The organism is Amycolatopsis sp. (assembly GCF_036008905.1).
In the GTDB taxonomy this organism is placed as follows: domain Bacteria; phylum Actinomycetota; class Actinomycetes; order Mycobacteriales; family Pseudonocardiaceae; genus Amycolatopsis.
Genome location: NZ_DASYMU010000219.1, coordinates 39,052 through 55,463 on the forward strand (window position 1 = coordinate 39,052; position 16,412 = coordinate 55,463).

Annotated in this window: 15 protein-coding genes; 12 read left to right on the forward strand and 3 right to left on the reverse strand. The window is 69.3% G+C overall.

Going from position 1 to position 16,412, the window contains the following annotated elements:
• Positions 1-38 precede the first annotated feature (38 nt).
• A complete protein-coding gene (locus VGP60_RS35280) occupies positions 39-923 on the reverse strand; it encodes a methylenetetrahydrofolate reductase (protein WP_327552524.1) in 885 nt (294 codons plus the stop codon).
• 67 nt (positions 924-990) lie between these two features.
• Between VGP60_RS35280 and merB the strand changes: the two genes are divergently transcribed.
• The 6 genes from merB to VGP60_RS35310 all read left to right on the forward strand — a co-directional run bounded on the left by merB (position 991) and on the right by VGP60_RS35310 (position 6,349).
• Complete coding sequence (merB, locus tag VGP60_RS35285) at positions 991-1,665, forward strand: organomercurial lyase (protein WP_327552576.1); 675 nt, start codon at positions 991-993, stop codon at positions 1,663-1,665.
• Positions 1,666-1,750: 85 nt separating this feature from the next.
• A complete protein-coding gene (locus VGP60_RS35290) occupies positions 1,751-1,930 on the forward strand; it encodes a hypothetical protein (RefSeq protein ID WP_327552525.1) in 180 nt (59 codons plus the stop codon).
• Positions 1,931-2,006: 76 nt separating this feature from the next.
• Entirely contained in the window at positions 2,007-3,098 is a 1,092-nt protein-coding gene (locus VGP60_RS35295) for a polyprenyl synthetase family protein (RefSeq protein WP_327552526.1), read from the forward strand.
• 37 nt (positions 3,099-3,135) lie between these two features.
• Complete coding sequence (crtI, locus tag VGP60_RS35300; protein WP_327552527.1) at positions 3,136-4,626, forward strand: phytoene desaturase family protein; 1,491 nt, start codon at positions 3,136-3,138, stop codon at positions 4,624-4,626.
• On the forward strand, positions 4,623-5,561 hold the full coding sequence (locus tag VGP60_RS35305; protein ID WP_327552528.1) for a phytoene/squalene synthase family protein: 939 nt from the start codon (positions 4,623-4,625) through the stop codon (positions 5,559-5,561). Before crtI ends, VGP60_RS35305 begins: the two co-directional genes overlap by 4 nt.
• Entirely contained in the window at positions 5,558-6,349 is a 792-nt protein-coding gene (locus VGP60_RS35310; RefSeq protein WP_327552529.1) for an LLM class F420-dependent oxidoreductase, read from the forward strand. The genes VGP60_RS35305 and VGP60_RS35310 overlap by 4 nt, the downstream gene beginning before the upstream one ends.
• Before the next feature lie 111 nt (positions 6,350-6,460).
• On the opposite strand, the gene VGP60_RS35315 is transcribed toward VGP60_RS35310, so the two are convergent.
• Positions 6,461-6,829, reverse strand: a complete 369-nt coding sequence (locus tag VGP60_RS35315; protein WP_327552530.1) for an Rv2175c family DNA-binding protein — start codon at positions 6,827-6,829, stop codon at positions 6,461-6,463.
• A gap of 134 nt (positions 6,830-6,963) precedes the next feature.
• Here VGP60_RS35315 and pknB point away from each other — a divergent pair, with 134 nt between their 5' ends.
• The 6 genes from pknB to VGP60_RS35345 all read left to right on the forward strand — a co-directional run bounded on the left by pknB (position 6,964) and on the right by VGP60_RS35345 (position 14,942).
• Complete coding sequence (gene pknB / locus VGP60_RS35320; RefSeq protein ID WP_327552531.1) at positions 6,964-9,030, forward strand: Stk1 family PASTA domain-containing Ser/Thr kinase; 2,067 nt, start codon at positions 6,964-6,966, stop codon at positions 9,028-9,030.
• Positions 9,027-9,236, forward strand: coding sequence for a hypothetical protein (locus tag VGP60_RS35325; RefSeq protein ID WP_327552532.1), 210 nt, complete (start codon positions 9,027-9,029; stop codon positions 9,234-9,236). The genes pknB and VGP60_RS35325 overlap by 4 nt, the downstream gene beginning before the upstream one ends.
• A 54-nt stretch (positions 9,237-9,290) precedes the next feature.
• A complete protein-coding gene (locus tag VGP60_RS35330) occupies positions 9,291-10,796 on the forward strand; it encodes a flotillin family protein (protein WP_327552533.1) in 1,506 nt (501 codons plus the stop codon).
• Between the two features lie 2 nt (positions 10,797-10,798).
• On the forward strand, positions 10,799-11,494 hold the full coding sequence (locus VGP60_RS35335; protein ID WP_327552534.1) for a hypothetical protein: 696 nt from the start codon (positions 10,799-10,801) through the stop codon (positions 11,492-11,494).
• 148 nt (positions 11,495-11,642) lie between these two features.
• Entirely contained in the window at positions 11,643-13,256 is a 1,614-nt protein-coding gene (locus VGP60_RS35340; protein WP_327552535.1) for a chitinase, read from the forward strand.
• 366 nt (positions 13,257-13,622) lie between these two features.
• Positions 13,623-14,942: a wax ester/triacylglycerol synthase family O-acyltransferase gene (locus tag VGP60_RS35345; RefSeq protein WP_327552536.1), complete on the forward strand. Its 1,320-nt coding sequence runs from the start codon at positions 13,623-13,625 to the stop codon at positions 14,940-14,942.
• A 62-nt stretch (positions 14,943-15,004) separates the two neighbouring features.
• Here VGP60_RS35345 and VGP60_RS35350 read toward each other — a convergent pair whose 3' ends face one another.
• Positions 15,005-16,396, reverse strand: a complete 1,392-nt coding sequence (locus VGP60_RS35350) for a class II 3-deoxy-7-phosphoheptulonate synthase (protein ID WP_327552537.1) — start codon at positions 16,394-16,396, stop codon at positions 15,005-15,007.
• Positions 16,397-16,412 lie beyond the last annotated feature (16 nt).

The following is a 16,412-nucleotide window of genomic DNA, read 5'->3' on the forward strand; positions in this document are numbered from 1 at the left end:
GCACGCTACCGGGCCCCGCTCAAACCGCCGATAGCCGATTAAGCGCGAGCGGGGACGAGGCCCAGCCTGCCGATGAGTTCGCTCGTCGCCTTGGACCGGTTGAAGGTGTAGAAGTGCAGGTTGGGCACGCCTTCGGCGATCAGCCGCTCGCAGAGTTCGGTGACGACGTCCATGCCTTCGGCGCGGAACGCCTTCGGATCTTCGGACAGCGGTTCGAGTCTGTCCAGCAGTGTCTGCGGCGCGGGCGCGCCGGACAGCCGGATGGTCGTGTGCAGCGTCCGCAGCGTGGTCAGCGGCATGATGCCGGGGAGCATCAGCGCGTCACAGCCGGCCGCGGCGACCCGATCCCGCAGCCGCAGGAAGATCTCGGGCTCGAAGAACAGCTGCGCGATGGCGAAGTCGGCGCCCGCGCGGAGCTTGCGGACGAGGTACTTGGTGTCGCTCTCCAGGTCCGGCGAGCGCGGATGCCCGTACGGGGAAGCGGACACGCCGACGCAGAAGTCGCCGAGGGAACGGACCAGCTCGACGAGCTCCTCGGCGTAGTTGAGGCCGTCCGGATGCGGGATCCACTCGCCGTACGGGTCACCCGGCGGGTCCCCGCGCAGCGCGAGGACGTTGCGCACGCCGACGGCGGCGTACCACCCGATGACGTTGCGGAGCTCGGCGACGGAGTGGTTGACGGCGGTGAGATGCGCCATCGGCACGAGCGTGGTCTCGGTGGCGACGCGGGCGATGCTGCGGATCGTGCCGTCGCGGCTGGACCCGCCGGCGCCGTAGGTGATCGACATGTACGCCGGGTCGTAGGACTCGAGCTCGCGGATCGAGCGCCACAAAGTGGCCTCGTCGGCCTCGTCCCGCGGGGGGAAGAACTCGATGGAGAACTGCGGGCCATCGCCCTGCAACCGCTCGACCACAGACGTCATGCAAGTCATCATATCGGGCGTTCGCCCGCGATCTGGGAATCGTCTCCCGAGGAATGGAACGCGGATACTGGTAGACGTGAGCGACACAGACGAGGACGTCCGGCTGGCCGTGTACCACTCGTTCGCCACCCGGGGAGTGCCGCCGGCCGCGGCCGAGCTCGCCGCCGTGGCCGGAGGGTCCCTAGCTGTGGCGAAGCACGCTTTGCACCGCCTGGCCGACGCGCACCACGTCGTGCTGAACGAGTCCGAGCACATCGTGATGGCCCATCCGTTCGCCTCGATCCCGCTCGGATTTTCGGCAATGGGGAAGAACACGCTGTGGTGGGGCGGCTGCGCGTGGGACTCGTTCGCCATCCCCCACCTGGTCCCGGACGAGCCGGAGGTGCTCGTCGCCACCCGCTGCCCCGGCTGCGCCGAACCGCACGCCTGGGTCGTCGGCCGCGAAGCCCCGCCGCCCGGCTCTCAGGTGGCGCACTTCCTCGTTCCCGTGCGACGGATCTGGGACGACGTCGTGCACACCTGCGGGCACCAGCGCGTCTTCTGCGGGGAGTCCTGTGTGGACGGCTGGCTGGCCGCGTCGGGGAACACCAAGGGCTACGTGATGGACCTGCCGACGCTGTGGAACCTCGCGTCACGCTGGTACGAAGGCCGCCTCGACCACGGCTACCGCCGTCGCTCCCCGCAGACGTCGGCCGCCTACTTCGCCTCCGTAGGCCTGACCGGCCCCTTCTGGGCACCCTGAGCCTTTCGCCATCTGTCGACAGATGGCGATGGTTGCGGACGCGGGGTATGTCGGGAGGGGCGGGCGGGGCGTGAGATCGTGGGGTATGCAGAAGCCGAAGCTGACGCCACTCCAGTTCCGCAATCTCCTGACGGCGGCGTTGATGGCGGCCGCGTTCGTCTGGAGTCTCACCATGGGCGTGTGGTGGCTGTCGGCCATCCTGGGGTTCGGCTGCGCGTTGTCCCTCGCTTCGGCCTACCTCAACCGGCCGCGGATCACGCCTTAACCCATACCGAGTCGACTCCGCCACATCTAGGGCACCCCGCGATGACGGGAGGCCGGGGTTCGCGGACGATAGAGCCATGAGCGAGCTCGGCTACGACGCAGACCTGCCGGCCCATGTCGAGCGGGCGCTCGGCGCGTTCCTCGGCCGCGCGGGCGAGGAGATCTGCCGGACCGAGCCGAGCGTGCACACCGGGATCGACGCGCTCAGCGAGTTCGTGCTCGGTGGAGGCAAGCGCTTGCGTCCCACGTTCGCCTGGTGGGCGTGGCGCGGCGCGGGCGGCGACCCGGCCGGTGCGGACGCCGAAGGGGTCGTGCAGGCGGCGGCCAGCTTGGAGCTCATCCAGGCCTGCGCGCTGATCCACGACGACCTCATCGACTCCTCCGACTCCCGCCGCGGCTCCCCGACGGTCCACATCGCCTTCGCGAAGCACCACGCGGACAACGGCTGGCTCGGTTCGCCCGCCACCTTCGGCCTCGCCGCGGCGGTGCTGATCGGCGACCTCGCGCTCGCGTGGGCCGACGACATGTTCGCCGACGCCCCGCTCCCGCCCGCCACCATGGCCCGCGCCCGGCCCGCGTGGCGCGCCATGCGGACGGAGGTCCTCGCCGGGCAGTACCTCGACATGCGCACGCAGGCCACCGGGGACACCTCCGTCGAGGCCGCGCTGCGCATCGACATGCTCAAGACCGCCGCGTACACCGTCCAGCGGCCCCTGCACCTTGGCGCCTCACTCGCCGGTGCCGACGACGAACTGATCGGCACGCTGCTCCAGTTCGGCGGTGACGTCGGCGTCGCCTTCCAGCTGCGCGACGACCTGCTCGGCGTGTTCGGCGACCCGTCGGTCACCGGCAAGCCCGCCGGGGACGACCTGCGCGAGGGCAAGCGGACGCTGCTCGTCGCGCTCGGCTTGGAGCGCGCCGCGCAGCAAGGCCGCACCGGCGCGGTCACGGTCATCACCGATGCCATCGGCAACGCGGACCTCGCCGACACCGATGTCGACAATGTGCGGCAGACGCTGGTGGAGGTCGGCGCGGTGGACGCCGTCGAGCAGCGCATCGACGAGCTCACCGGCACCGCGATGGCCGCGCTGGACCGCGCGCACCTGGCCGGCCCCGCGCCCGCCGAGCTGACCGAACTGGTGGTCAAGGCCACCAAACGGGCTTATTGACATGGCAGGGCGCGAAGCGTCTCCGTTGAGGGTGGTGGTGGGCGACGGGAGGGCGCGGACGGTCACGGGGGCGACCGATCACGTCGTCGTCATCGGCGCCGGGCTGGCCGGGCTGTCGGCGACCCTGCACCTGCTCGGCGCGGGCCGGAAGGTCACGCTGCTGGAACAGGATCCGCGTCCCGGCGGCCGCGTCGGGCGGCGCAGCGAGGGCGGCTACTCCGTCGACACCGGCGCCAGCGTGCTCACCATGCCCGAGCTGCTGGACGAAGCGTTCGCGGCTGTCGGCGAGACGCTGTCGGACAACCTCGCGCTCACCCGGCTCGATCCGGCCTACCGCGCGCATTTCGCCGACGGCAGCACGATCGCCGTGCACACCGGAGCCGCCGCGATGGAGGCCGAGATCCGGGCTGTGGCCGGGCCGCGCGAAGCCGAGGGCTACCGGCAGCTCCGACGCTGGCTCACCGAGCTTTACGCGGCGCAGAAGGACCATTTCATCGGCGCCAACTTCGATTCTCCGCTCGATCTCGTCCGACCGGAGCTGGCGAAGCTCCTCGCGCTGGGCGGTTTCGGCAGGCTGGGCCCCAAAATCGGCCGGTTCCTGCACGACGACCGCGTCCGGCGGCTGTTCTCGTTCCAGTCGCTCTACGCCGGCCTCGACCCGATGCGCGCGATCGGCGCGTACGGCGTCATCTCGTACATGGACACCGTCGGCGGGGTGTTCTACCCGGCGGGCGGGATGGGCCGGATCGCCGAAACGATGGCCGCCGCGGCCGAACGCGCGGGCGCCGAGCTCCACTTCAAGACCGAAGCCGCTTGGCTGGAACGGGTTTCGTCGCGCGTCCGCGCGGTCCGCACGCGGTCGGGCGAGCGCATCGAGTGCGACGCCGTCGTGCTGGCGACCGAACTGACCGGCGCGTACCGGCTGCTCGGGACACGGCCTCGACGCCCGGTGCCGTTGCGCTTCTCCCCCTCGGCGGTCGTCGTGCACGGGCACACCGGCCACAGCTGGCCGGAACTGGACCACCACACGATCTTCTTCGGCGACGCCTGGGCGAAGACGTTCTCGGAGATCATCCGCGAGGGCTCGCTGATGAGTGATCCGTCGCTGCTCGTCACCCGCCCCACCGCGACCGACCCGGCGCTCGCCCCCGACGGCAGGCAGGTGGTCTCAGTGCTGGCGCCCGCGCCGAACCTGCACCGCGGCCGCGTCGACTGGGCACGCGTCGGCCCCGCGTACCGCGACGAGCTGCTCAAGACGTTGACCTCCCGCGGGCTCACCGGGTTCGACGGCGAATTCGAGGTCACCGAACTGGTCACGCCACAGGACTGGGCGGCACGCGGACTCGCCGCGGGCACGCCGTTCTCGCTGGCGCACACGTTCGCGCAGACCGGCCCGTTCCGGCCGGGAAACCTGGTGCGGGGCGTGGAAAACGTCGTCCTCGCCGGCTGCGGCACCACCCCGGGCGTGGGCATCCCGCCGGTGCTGATCTCCGGCAGGCTGGCGGCGGCGAGGATCACGGGCCGGTGAGCGAGCTCAGTGCCGCGGGAATCTCGGACCCGGTCCTGCGCGCGGCGTACCGCGAATCCCGCCGCATCAACGCCCATCACGGCCGCACGTTCTTCCTGGCGACGAAACTGCTGCCCGCGCGGGCCCGCCCGGCGGCGCACGCACTGTACGGATTCGCCCGCGCCGCCGACGAAATCGTCGACAACCCGCCCCCCGGCAGCGATCCGGCCGCCGGGCTGGCGAAGATTTCCGCGCAGCTGGACGCCGTGTTCAGCGGCGAACGCCCGGTTGACCCCGTCCTCGCCGCGCTGACCGACACCGTCGGCCGTTACGACCTCGACAGGGATCTCTTCGACGCGTTCCTCCACTCGATGCGGATGGACCTGACGATCACCGGATACGCGACATATCCGGCGCTGGCCGAGTATGTCTACGGTTCGGCGGGTGTCATCGGGCTGCAGATGCTGCCGGTGCTCGGTACCGTCGGCGCCCCGGCGGAAGCCGCCCCCGCGGCGGCCGCGCTCGGCGAAGCCTTCCAGCTGACCAATTTCCTGCGCGATGTCGGCGAAGATCTTGACCGCGGGCGACTTTATTTGCCGATCGATGAACTTTCGGCGTACGACGTGGACCGCGAGCTGCTCGTCTGGTCGCGCCGCCACGGCAGGACCGACCGGCGGATCCGGCGCGCGCTGGCGTGCGCCGTGTCTCGCACACGCGCGATCTACCGGCGTGCGGAGGTCGGTATTCCGTTGCTGCGCAAGGAATCCCGGCCGTGTGTCCAAACAGCACTGACGCTTTACGAAGGCATCCTGGACAAGATCGTCGCGGCCGATTACGACGTGCTGAACCGGCGCGCGGCCGTCTCGCGGGGACGCCGTCTCGCTGTCGCCGCCCCGAACCTCCTCCGTGCTTGGACGAGCGGAACCGGGTCGATCGGCCGTAGGCTTCGATCATGACTTCAGCGACAACCAGGCCGGTCCGGATCGGCCTGCAGATCCAACCCCAGCACGCCGACTACGCCAAGATCCGTCAGGTCGCGGCGGAAGCCGAGGAACTCGGCGCCGACATCCTGTTCAACTGGGACCACTTCTACCCGCTGTTCGGCGAGCCCGAGGGCAAGCACTTCGAGTGCTGGACCATGCTGGGCGCCTGGGCGGAGGCCACCTCCCGGGTCGAGATCGGCGCATTGGTGACCTGCAACAGCTACCGCAACCCGGAGCTGCTCGCCGACATGGCCCGCACGGTCGACAACATCAGCGACGGCAGGCTCATCCTCGGCATCGGCTCCGGCTGGTTCGAAAAGGACTACGACGAGTACGGCTACGAGTTCGGCACCGCGGGCGGCAGGCTCGACAACCTCGCCGAGTCCCTGCCCCGGATCGAAAGCCGCCTCGCCAAGCTGAACCCGCAGCCCGTGCGCAAGATCCCGGTGCTCATCGGTGGCGGCGGCGAGAAGAAGACCCTCAAGCTGGTCGCGAAGCACGCCGACATCTGGCACGGCTTCGGCGACCCGGAGGTCGTCTCGCGCAAGGTGAAGATCCTCGACCAGCACTGCGCGGACGTCGGCCGCGACCCGTCGGAGATCGAGCGCTCCGTGGGCGTCGGCGACGGCGATCCCGAGGTGCTCGGCACCCAGCTGCGCGAACTCGGCGTCTCGTTGTTCACCGCCAACGCGGGCGGCCCGGACTTCGACCTCGGCCCGCTCCGCCGCTGGATCGAGTGGCGCGACAAGCAGAACGCCTAGGGTACCGGCCCAAAAGTGGCATGAAGGGACCTTTCATCTCACTCTGTGGAAGACACAGCCTGAGATGAAAGGTCCCTTCATGCCACGGGAACGTCGGTGAAGCGAAACCCGCTAGAAGGCCATCGCCTGCGCGCGCCGCTTGACCTCGGTGTGGTGACTGGTGCGCAGCGCGTTGATGGGGTTGCCGCCGGGCAGGGACTCGTCGTCGGCGAACAGCCAGCGCAGCATCTCGGTCTGGGTGAACCCGGAGTCCAGCAGGACGGTGATGGTCCCCTTGAGGCCCTTCGCGATCCCGTCCTTCACGAGGAACGCCGACGGGACGAACAGGTCGCCCTTCCGCCGGACCGCGATCAGGTCCCCGTCCCGCAGCATCTGGCGCACCTTGTTGGCCGACACCCCGAGAGCGTTGGCCGTCTCCTGGACGGAGAGCACGTCGACATCGGCATCTAGCACATCATCAGCAATCGGAAGCCCACTCACAGGTGACACTCTGCCACATTGGCCGTGACGGCCCGCAATATCACACTGTTGGAGCAGGAATTCGCGAACTCGGTCACCACCGAGTCACCGGGGCGAGTCCCATTCGCCCCGGCTGAACCGTACGATCGGTAGCTGTGACACGAACCGACACCACCCTGGTCGGCACGCTCCTGGAGCGCCGCTACCGGGTAGACAGGTTGCTGGCGCGCGGCGGGATGTCCTCGGTGTACCGGGGATTGGACACCCGACTCGACCGCCAGGTCGCCATAAAGATCATGGACCCGCGCTTCGCCGATGACCGCTCTTTCGTGGAGCGTTTCGAGCGTGAGGCCAGGTCAGCGGCCGGTCTGCACCACCCACACGTCGTCGCGGTGCACGACCAGGGAGTCGACACGACCGGTGGTGAAGAGTCCACGCGCGCGTTCCTGATCATGGAGCTCGTCGACGGCGGGACCCTGCGCGACCTGATGAACGAGCAGGGCCCCCTCGACATCGCGCTGGCACTGAGCGTGGCCGAGCCGATGCTGTCCGCGCTCGCCGCGGCGCACAACGCCGGCCTGGTGCACCGGGACGTCAAGCCCGAGAACGTGCTCATCGGCCGCGGCGGCACGCTCGGTGCCGGCGGAGTCGTGAAGGTCGGCGACTTCGGCCTCGTGCGCGCCATCTCCGAGTCGGGCACCACCGAGGCGAGCACCATCCTCGGCACGGTCGCCTACGTCGCGCCCGAGCAGGTCACCACCGGGATGACCACCTCACGCGGTGACGTCTACGCCGCCGGGATCCTGCTCTACGAAATGCTCACCGGCCAGGTGCCCTACAGCGGCGACACGCCGATCTCGGTGGCCTACCAGCACGTGAACGACAACGTCCGCCGCCCGAGCGAGCTCCGCCCCGGCATCCCGCCCGCACTGGACGACCTGATCCTGCGCGCGACCGGCCGCGAGCCCGACGCGCGGCCCGCCGACGCCGGTGTCCTCCTGACCGAGCTGAACACGCTGCGCGCCTCGCTCGGCATTCCCGCCGTGATGATCCCGGTCCCGCCGCCGCCGGACGGCGACCGCGTGTCCGATGTGGAACGCACGTTGCCGGGACTGGCCTCGACGACGATCATCGCGCCCATCACGGCGTCGACCCCGCCGCCGATGCCGCAGCAGCCGCAGACCGGGCCGCGGCCCACCATGGCGCTGAACCGGAACATGGCACCGCCGCCGCCGTCACCGCCGGTCGGGATGCCGAGGCAGAGCAGGCCGCCGTCCGGCCGGCCACCCACGGACAGAACGGACAGGACGGACAAGGCCGAGGCCGAGAGCCGCCGGAAGAAGCTGATCGCGCTCGCCGTCGCCGTGGTCGTGCTCGGCGCGCTGATCGGCACCGGCGCCTGGCTGCTCGGCGGGAACGACGGCGGGCCCACCGCGGTCGCCGTCCCCTCGCTCGACGGGCAGACCCAGGCCCAGGCCGGGGAGTCCCTGCGCAAGCTCAAGCTCACGCCCAAGTACCCCAACCGGGAACGGGACAACAACGTGCCGAGCGGGCAGGTCATCCGTACCGACCCGGCCGCGGGCACCTCCGTGCAGCCGGGCGCCGAGATCTCCGTGGTCCTGTCCTCCGGCCGCCCGATCGTGCCGGACGTCCGGCCGGGGGCGAAGGTCGAAGAGGTCGAGGCCGCGCTCAAGGAGCAGCAGCTCGTGCCCGTGCGCGGCACCGAGCCGGCGTTCAGCGCGGACGTGCCGAAGAACGCTGTCGTCGACGTCAACCCGGCGCCGGGCAGCACGGTGGACATCAACAGCCAGGTCACCATCATCATCTCGAAGGGCCCTGAACCGAAGCCGATGCCGAACGTCGTCGGCAAGCAGAAGGACGAGGCCTTCCAGCTGCTCCGCGAGGCCGGGTTCGAGCCGGTCGCGGCGGGCGAGGACCAGGAAGGCACCGTCACCAAGACGGATCCGCCCGCCGGGACCACCGTCACCAGCGGCAGCAAGAAGGTCAACGTCTTCATGTCCAGCACCGTCGAAGTGCCGGACGTGAAGTTCAAGTCGTTCGACGACGCCGAAAAGATCCTGCGCGATGCCGGGCTGAACCCGGATCGCAAGGGCGGCCGCGGCGGTGGCGGCGGCGGGTTCAACTTCGTCTTCGAGCAGAGCCCGGACCCGGGCACCAAGGTCAAGAAGGGCAGCAAAGTCGAGATCAGGGGCTTCGGTTGATCGGCAGTCGTGGCAGGGTCACCGGCACCATCGGGCCCGGGCTGATCGGCGAGGTGCTGCTCAGCATCCGCGGCGGGACGGAGGCGTTCTACGCGTACCCGCTCAACCCGGAGGAGAGCTTCGAATCCGGGACGCAGGTGCTCGTCGTCGACTTCGAGCCGCCGCGCACGGTTTATGTGGAACGGTGGCAACCCATCGGACGATGACGGCGTCGTAGGGTCACTACGGCATTTTCATCTCGAGGTGGGGGTTGAGACTCGATGGAACCATTGGTCCTCGTCGGCGTGATCGTCGGCGCAATCATCGTCCTGTTCGTCATCCTGCGACTGCTCTACAAGGTCGCCGAGCCCAACGAAGCGTTGATCATCTCCGGTCTCGGCGTGCGCGTGGAGCGCACCGAGACGGCGGACAGTCTCGGCTTCAAGATCATCACCGGCAAGGGCGTGCTCGTCATGCCCGGTTTCCAGACCGCCCGCCGGCTTTCGCTCGACACACGCGGGGTGAACCTGCAGGTTTCGTGTGTCACCAAGCAAGGCCTGCCGGTGACCGTGCGCGCCGTGGTCATCTACAAGGTCGGTGACGACTTCGCCTCCATCGCGAACTCCGCCCGCCGGTTCCTCGACCAGCAAAAGGGCATGAACGACACCATTCACGAGCTGTTCTCCGGGCACCTGCGGTCCATCGTCGGCGGGCTCACCATCGAGCAGATGATCCACAACCGCGACGCGCTGACCGGTGAGGTCCGCCAGTCGTCGGCGACCGAGATGATCAAGCTCGGGCTGATCGTGGACTCGCTGCAGATCCAGGAGATCGAGGACGAGTCCGGCTACATCCTGAACCTCGGCAAGCCGCACGCCGCGGCCATCGCGGCCTCGGCGCGTATCGCCGAAGCGCAGCGGGACCAGGAGGCCACCACGGCCGAGCAGGAGTCCGCCGCGCTGAAGGCCGCCGCGGTCCGGGAGAGCCAGATCCAGCAGGCCGGCTACCAGGCCGAGGTCGACCAGGCCAAGGCCAAGGCGAGCCAGTCCGGCCCACTGGCCGAGGCGACCGCACGGCAGGAAGTCGTCGTGCAGGAGACCAGGGCCGCGGAGCTCGAAGCGGACCTGGCCGAGCAGAAGCTGCAGTCGCAGGTCCGCAAGCCCGCCGACGCGCGCGCGTACGAAACGCGCACCACGGCCGACGCGGACCGTGACGCGCAGATCGCCAAGGCCCAGGCCGAGGCGAAGGAGACCGAGCTGCGGGCGGGCGCGGACGCGACCAGGGTCAAGACGGCCGCGGAGGCCGAAGCCCAGTCGACGAAGGCCCGTGCCGAGGCGACGGCCAGCGCGACCAGGGCGACCGGTGAAGCGGAAGCGGCGGCTTGGAAGGCGAAGGGGCTCGCCGAGGCCGACGCGGCCAGGGCGAAGGGCCTGGCCGACGCGGACGCCGCGAAGGCCAAGGGTCTCGCCGAGGCGGAGTCGATCAAAGCACGTGCCGCGGCGCTCGCGGAGAACACCGAGGCGGTCGTCGCGCAGCAACTCGCCGAAAAGTGGCCGGAAATCGTCGAGGCAGGAGCCAAGGCGTTCAGTAACATCGACCACATGGTGGTTCTCAACGGCGCCGACGGGATGTCGGACATGTTCGCCAAGGCGTTGTCCCTGGGTGGCACGGGCCTCGGCCTGGCCAAGCAGCTCATGGACGCCATGGGTTCGAACGGCGTGGGCACGAGCGGCCCGGGCACCGGCGAACTGGCCAAGCAGAACGGCGATCTGACCACACGCGACTGACCATGATGAACTTCTTCGAGGACGAGCCACGGCCGCGCCCGGTGTTCCCATTGCCGGACAAAGAACTGTTCGCGTACAGCGGGCGGCCGTGGCTCGCCGCCCCGGACGAGTACATCGTGCCCGCGGTGCTGCCGTGGTCGCTTCCGCTGGGCCGCTCCGAACGCACGATCGTGGCGTTGCGGAACATCGAGGTCTGGCCGGAAGCGATCACGCTCCGCATCTCGGTCTACGCGCTGGACAACCTCATCGAAGAGGGCCGGATCGGGCTGGTCGACCACAGCCGGGTCCCCGACAGGGACGCCCTGCTCATCGGCGTGCTGTTCGCCGACGGGAAGCGGGCCAGCTCGGACACCATTTCCATGCCGTCGCCAACCCGCCCGGACCATCCGGTCCTGCGGGCCGACAGCGGTGGCGGCAGCTCGTTCCACTTCCGGCACAACGTCTTCATCTGGCCCCTTCCGCCCAAGGGCCCGCTCAACGTCGTCGTCCAATGGCTCAAGCGGGACATCAGCGAGACGTTCACCGAACTCGACGGCGCCGCGATCCGCGCGGCCGCCCTCGAAGCCCGCGAAATCTGGCCCGGCCTCAAACGCCGCGGCCCCGACGGCCTGCCCGTCCGCCGCGTCCTCCGGAAGTCCGCCGACGCCTCCGACACCTGGACAGCCTTCGGCGCCGCCCCCGAGCCCGAAACCCCCTGACGCGCACCCGAGCGCGGTCTGTGCACACGTGAGCGCGATCTGTGCACGCCCAAACGTGGTCTAGACCTTGACAGACCTCTAGTGGTCTAGTCCAATTCAGGAACGTGAACGCCGCGGTCCCGAAGTTGGGCTCCACTGGAGGTCTTCCATGACGCGCAGACGGTTTTCGGTTCTCGCCGGGCTGGCCCTCGCGGCCTTGCCGGTGCTGGCCCTGACAACGGTGACACCGAGCGCGGGCGCCGCGGCGAACCTGGTGGCCAATCCCGGGTTCGAACTCGGCGAAACCAGCGGCTGGACCTGTACCTCGGGCCGCGCGGTGACCACGCCGGTACACAGCGGCAGCCGCGCGCTTTCGGCGACGCCGAGCTCCTCGGACACCGGCCAGTGCTCGCAGGTGGTGAGTGTCCAGCCGAACTCGGCGTACACGCTTTCCTCCTGGGTGCAGGGAAGTTACGTCTACCTCGGCGCGACCGGCACCGCCGCGGGCGACGTCAGCACGTGGACCCCGGCGGCGTCGACGTGGACCCAGCTCTCGACGGCGTTCAACACCGGCCCGTCGACCACGAGCGTGACCGTGTACCTGCACGGCTGGTACGGCCAGCCCGGCTACTTCGCCGACGACGTCACCCTGTCCGGCCCCGGCGGCCCGCCGCCGACCAGCACGACCCCGCCGCCGACGACCACCCCGCCACCCACGACCACCACGCCACCCCCGACGACCACCACCCCGCCGCCCGCGGGCTCACTGCCGAAGCACGTGCTCGTCGGCTACCTGCACTCCAGCTTCGCCAACGGCTCCGGCTACATCCGCATGAACGACGTGCCGGCGGAGTGGGACATCATCAACCTCGCCTTCGCCGAGCCGACATCGGTGACCTCGGGGCAGTTGCAGTACAAGCTCTGCCCGGTCGCGGAGTGCCCGAACGTCGAGAGCGAAGCCGAGTTCATCGCGGGCGTCAAGGCCAAGCAGGCCGCGGGCAAGAAGGTGCTGATCTCGATCGGCGGCCAGAACGGCCAGGTCCAGCTCGCCACCACCGCCGCACGCGACGCGTTCGTCAGCTCGGTCAGCGCGATCATCGACAAGTACGGCCTGAACGGACTGGACATCGACTTCGAGGGTCATTCGCTCTCGCTCAACGCCGGTGACCGCGACTTCAAGAACCCGACCACGCCCGTCGTGGTGAACCTGATCTCCGCGTTGAAGTCGCTCAAGGCGAGGTACGGCGCGAACTTCGTGCTCACGATGGCGCCGGAGACGTTCTTCGTGCAGCTGGGCTACCAGTTCTACGGCAGCGGCGCCAACGGCACGGCCGACGCGCGGGCCGCGTCCTACCTGCCCGTCATCCACGCCATGCGGGACGCGCTGACGCTGCTGCACGTCCAGGACTACAACTCGGGCCCGATCATGGGCCTCGACAACCAATATCACACGATGGGCGTCGCCGACTTCCACACCGCGATGACCGACATGCTGCTGTCGGGCTTCCCGATCGAGGGCAAGGCGGCGAACACCTTCCCGGCGCTGCGCCAGGACCAGGTGGCCATCGGCCTGCCCGCGAGTCCCAACGCCGGGAACGGATTCACGTCCGTGGCCGAGGTGAAGGCGTCCTATGACTGCCTGACGAAGGCCCAGAGCTGCGGCAGCTACAAGCCACGCGGGGTGTACCCGAACCTGCGCGGCGTGATGGCGTGGTCCATCAACTGGGACAAGTTCAACAACTTCGAGTTCTCGAAGGGGCACCGCGCCTACCTCCCGCGGTAACCCCGTGAGCCGAAGGGGACTTTCACTTCCTTTTGGGGAGCGAAAGTCCCCGGCAGAGGGGTACTTTCTCGCCAAAGTGGCGGGTCGAGCTCCTCGACCGAAATGCCTCGCTTCGAATGTGAGGTAGGTCCCCTTTCTCACGTAGCGGGCCGCCGCTTGGGGGAGCCGGACCCGCCGGATGCGCCAGAAGTCGTTGCATCATCGGCGTTTGGTAAAACATTGCCGGTAACCACGACACAGTGTGGGTGGGTTTCTCATTCGGGTGAAAGGGGCGCTCGTTAGCGTCGATGAAACACGGCGACCACCCACTCGTCATGTGTTGCTGGTGCAGTAGGTGAACCAGCCCAGCTACCGGAAAGGTCGACGATGGCCGGCACCCAGCTCAGCGGACTCGATGTCGCTTTCCTTAGTATGGAAGGAGATTCCACCCCCATGCACATGGGCGCGGTGGTCACCTTCCGCCCGCGCGGACAGGTCGAGCCCCACCGGTTGGCCGCTCTTCTCGCCGAGCGTGCGTGGAAAATCCCGAAACTCCGCCAGGTGGCGATGCCGTCCCTTTTCCCGCCCGGCTCGGCTACCTGGGCCGAAGATCCCGAATTCGACCCGCAAGAGCATATTCACGTTCACCGCGCGAGCGGGCTTTACGAACCGGACCCGTTGGCCGCTTATGCCTCGCGGTGGATAGCGCAGCCCTTGGACACCCGCAAACCGTTGTGGGACCTGCATTTGGTCACTGGCCTCCACGACGGCAGGTTCGCGCTGCTGCTGAAACTGCACCACGCGCTGACGGACGGCGCCGGGGCGTTCGCCGTCGCCGCCGGGCTGCTGGACCGCCTGCCGGTCACCTCGCGTTCGGTGGCCACCCCGGCCGCGGCCCCGATCCGGTCCACTTTGGACACGGTCCTCGGCACCATCGGCGCGACGCTCTCCCAAGCCGGCGAAGCCGCCACCATCGCCTCGTCCGTGCTGCGCGCGACGCGGCCGTATCCGATCTCGCCGATCACCGCGCCCAGCGCGAAGGACCGCAGCCTCGGGTTCGTGCGGCTGGACATGGGCGATGTGCGCCAGATCCGCAAGGCCCACGGCGGCACCGCGAACGACGTCATCCTCGCCGTGCTCGCGGGCGCGCTGCGCGAGTGGCTGGTCAACCGCGGCCACCGGGCCGACGGCCGCAGCCTGCGCGCGCTCATCCCGGTCAGCCTGCGCGGCCGCCAGGCGGCGCAGACCGGTGGCAACAAGCTCTCGGGGTACCTGTGCGAACTGCCCATCGGCGTCGACGACCCGATCGAGCGGCTGCGCGTCGTCCAGCACGCGATGGCGCGGAACAAGGCCGCGGGCCCGAGCCGCGGCGCCGGGGCGTTCCCGCTGCTCGCCGACAGGGTGCCGCCCGCACTGCACCGCCTCACCGGGCGGATGACCGGCCAGGCCGCACCGCTGCTGTTCGACACCGTGGTGACGAACGTCCCGCTCCCCAGTCTGAAGCTCAGCCTCGACGGAGCGCCGCTCGACGAGGTTTACCCGTTCGTGCCGCTCGCGCCGCGTCAGGCGCTGGGCATGGCCGTCGCGGTGTACCGGGATTCGGCCCACATCGGCCTCCAGGCCAACGGAACGGCCGTGCCGGACATCGGGTCCCTCCAGGACGCCGTCGCGAAGTCCACGGCCGTCCTGTACCAGCTCAGCCACTGAAGGCACTTTCTCGCCTAAGTGCCCTCGGTGAACCTGGGGCACTTAGGCGAGAAAGTGCTGGACTAGCTGCGCAGCATCTCCGCGACGAGGAAAGCCAGCTCCAGCGACTGCTGCGTGTTCAGCCGCGGGTCGCAGGCCGTCTCGTAGCGGCCGGCCAGGTCGAGGTCGGAGATCTCCTGAGCACCGCCGAGGCACTCGGTGACGTCCTCGCCGGTCAGCTCGACGTGGATCCCACCGGGGTAGCTGCCGATCTTGCGGTGGACCTCGAAGAAGCCCTGCACCTCGTCGACGATCCGGTCGAACGAGCGGGTCTTGTAGCCGGTGGACGACTCGTGCGTGTTGCCGTGCATCGGGTCGCACTGCCAGACGACCTTGTGCCCGGACGCCTCGACCTTCTCGACGATCGCGGGCAGCACCTCGCGGACCTTGCCGTTGCCCATCCGGGAGATCAGCGTCAGCCTGCCGGGCTCGTTGCGCGGGTCGAGCCGGTTGACGTACTCGAGGGCCTGCTCCGGCGTGGTCGTCGGGCCGATCTTCAGCCCGATCGGGTTGGCGAGCATCTCGGCGAACGCGATATGCGCGCCGTCGAGCTGGCGGGTGCGCTCACCCACCCAGAGGAAGTGCGAGGACAGGTTGTACAGCTTCGGGTTCGACGAGTGCGCGTTGTCCATCCGCAGCATGGCGCGCTCGTAGTCGAGCAGCAGCGCCTCGTGGCTGGCGAAGATCTCGGTGGACTGCAGCGAGGCGTCGGTGACCCCGCAGGCGGACATGAACCGCAGGCCACGGTCGATTTCGGCGGCCAGCGCCTCGTAGCGCTCGCTCGCCGGCGAGCTGCTGACGAAGTCCTTGTTCCACTCGTGCACCTGGTGGAGGTCGGCCATGCCGGCGCCGGTGAGCGCGCGGACGAGGTTCATCGCCGCGCCCGCGTTGGCATACGCGCGGATCATGCGGCCAGGGTCGGGCACGCGCAGCTCGGGCTTGGCGACCAGCGAGTTGATGATGTCGCCGCGGTACACCGGCAGGCCGAGCGCGTCGGTGGTGCCCGAGCGCGGCTTGGCGTACTGCCCGGCGATCCGGGCGACCTTGACCACCGGCAGGCTCGCGCCGTAGGTCAGCACGACCGCCATCTGCAGCAGGGTGCGCAGGTTGGCGCGGATATGCGGCTCGGTGTTGGACTCGAACGTCTCGGCGCAGTCGCCGCCCTGCAGCAGGAACGCCTCACCGCGCGCGACCTCGGCCAGGCGCTCGCGCAGCCTGTCGATCTCGGCGGGCACGGTGACCGGCGGCACGCTTTCGAGCAGGCTGCGGACACGGCTCGCGAGCGCGGGGTCCGGCCATTCCGGCTGCTGCGCGGCGGGACGCGAAAGGGCGTCATCCAGCTGAGCGCGCAGCTCCGGGGGAAGGGGCGGCAATTCGGGAAGAGTGTCGACTGGGACGTCTACTGTCCAATTCACACCCCCAGCATACGAA

Coding starts and splice junctions, on each gene's coding strand:
- VGP60_RS35280 (WP_327552524.1), bottom strand. CDS start 923: ATGACGTCTGTGGTCGAGCGGTTGCAGGGCGATGGCCCGCAGTTCTCC.
- VGP60_RS35290 (WP_327552525.1), top strand. CDS start 1,751: ATGCAGAAGCCGAAGCTGACGCCACTCCAGTTCCGCAATCTCCTGACG.
- VGP60_RS35295 (WP_327552526.1), top strand. CDS start 2,007: ATGAGCGAGCTCGGCTACGACGCAGACCTGCCGGCCCATGTCGAGCGG.
- VGP60_RS35310 (WP_327552529.1), top strand. CDS start 5,558: ATGACTTCAGCGACAACCAGGCCGGTCCGGATCGGCCTGCAGATCCAA.
- VGP60_RS35330 (WP_327552533.1), top strand. CDS start 9,291: ATGGAACCATTGGTCCTCGTCGGCGTGATCGTCGGCGCAATCATCGTC.
- VGP60_RS35335 (WP_327552534.1), top strand. CDS start 10,799: ATGATGAACTTCTTCGAGGACGAGCCACGGCCGCGCCCGGTGTTCCCA.
- VGP60_RS35340 (WP_327552535.1), top strand. CDS start 11,643: ATGACGCGCAGACGGTTTTCGGTTCTCGCCGGGCTGGCCCTCGCGGCC.
- VGP60_RS35345 (WP_327552536.1), top strand. CDS start 13,623: ATGGCCGGCACCCAGCTCAGCGGACTCGATGTCGCTTTCCTTAGTATG.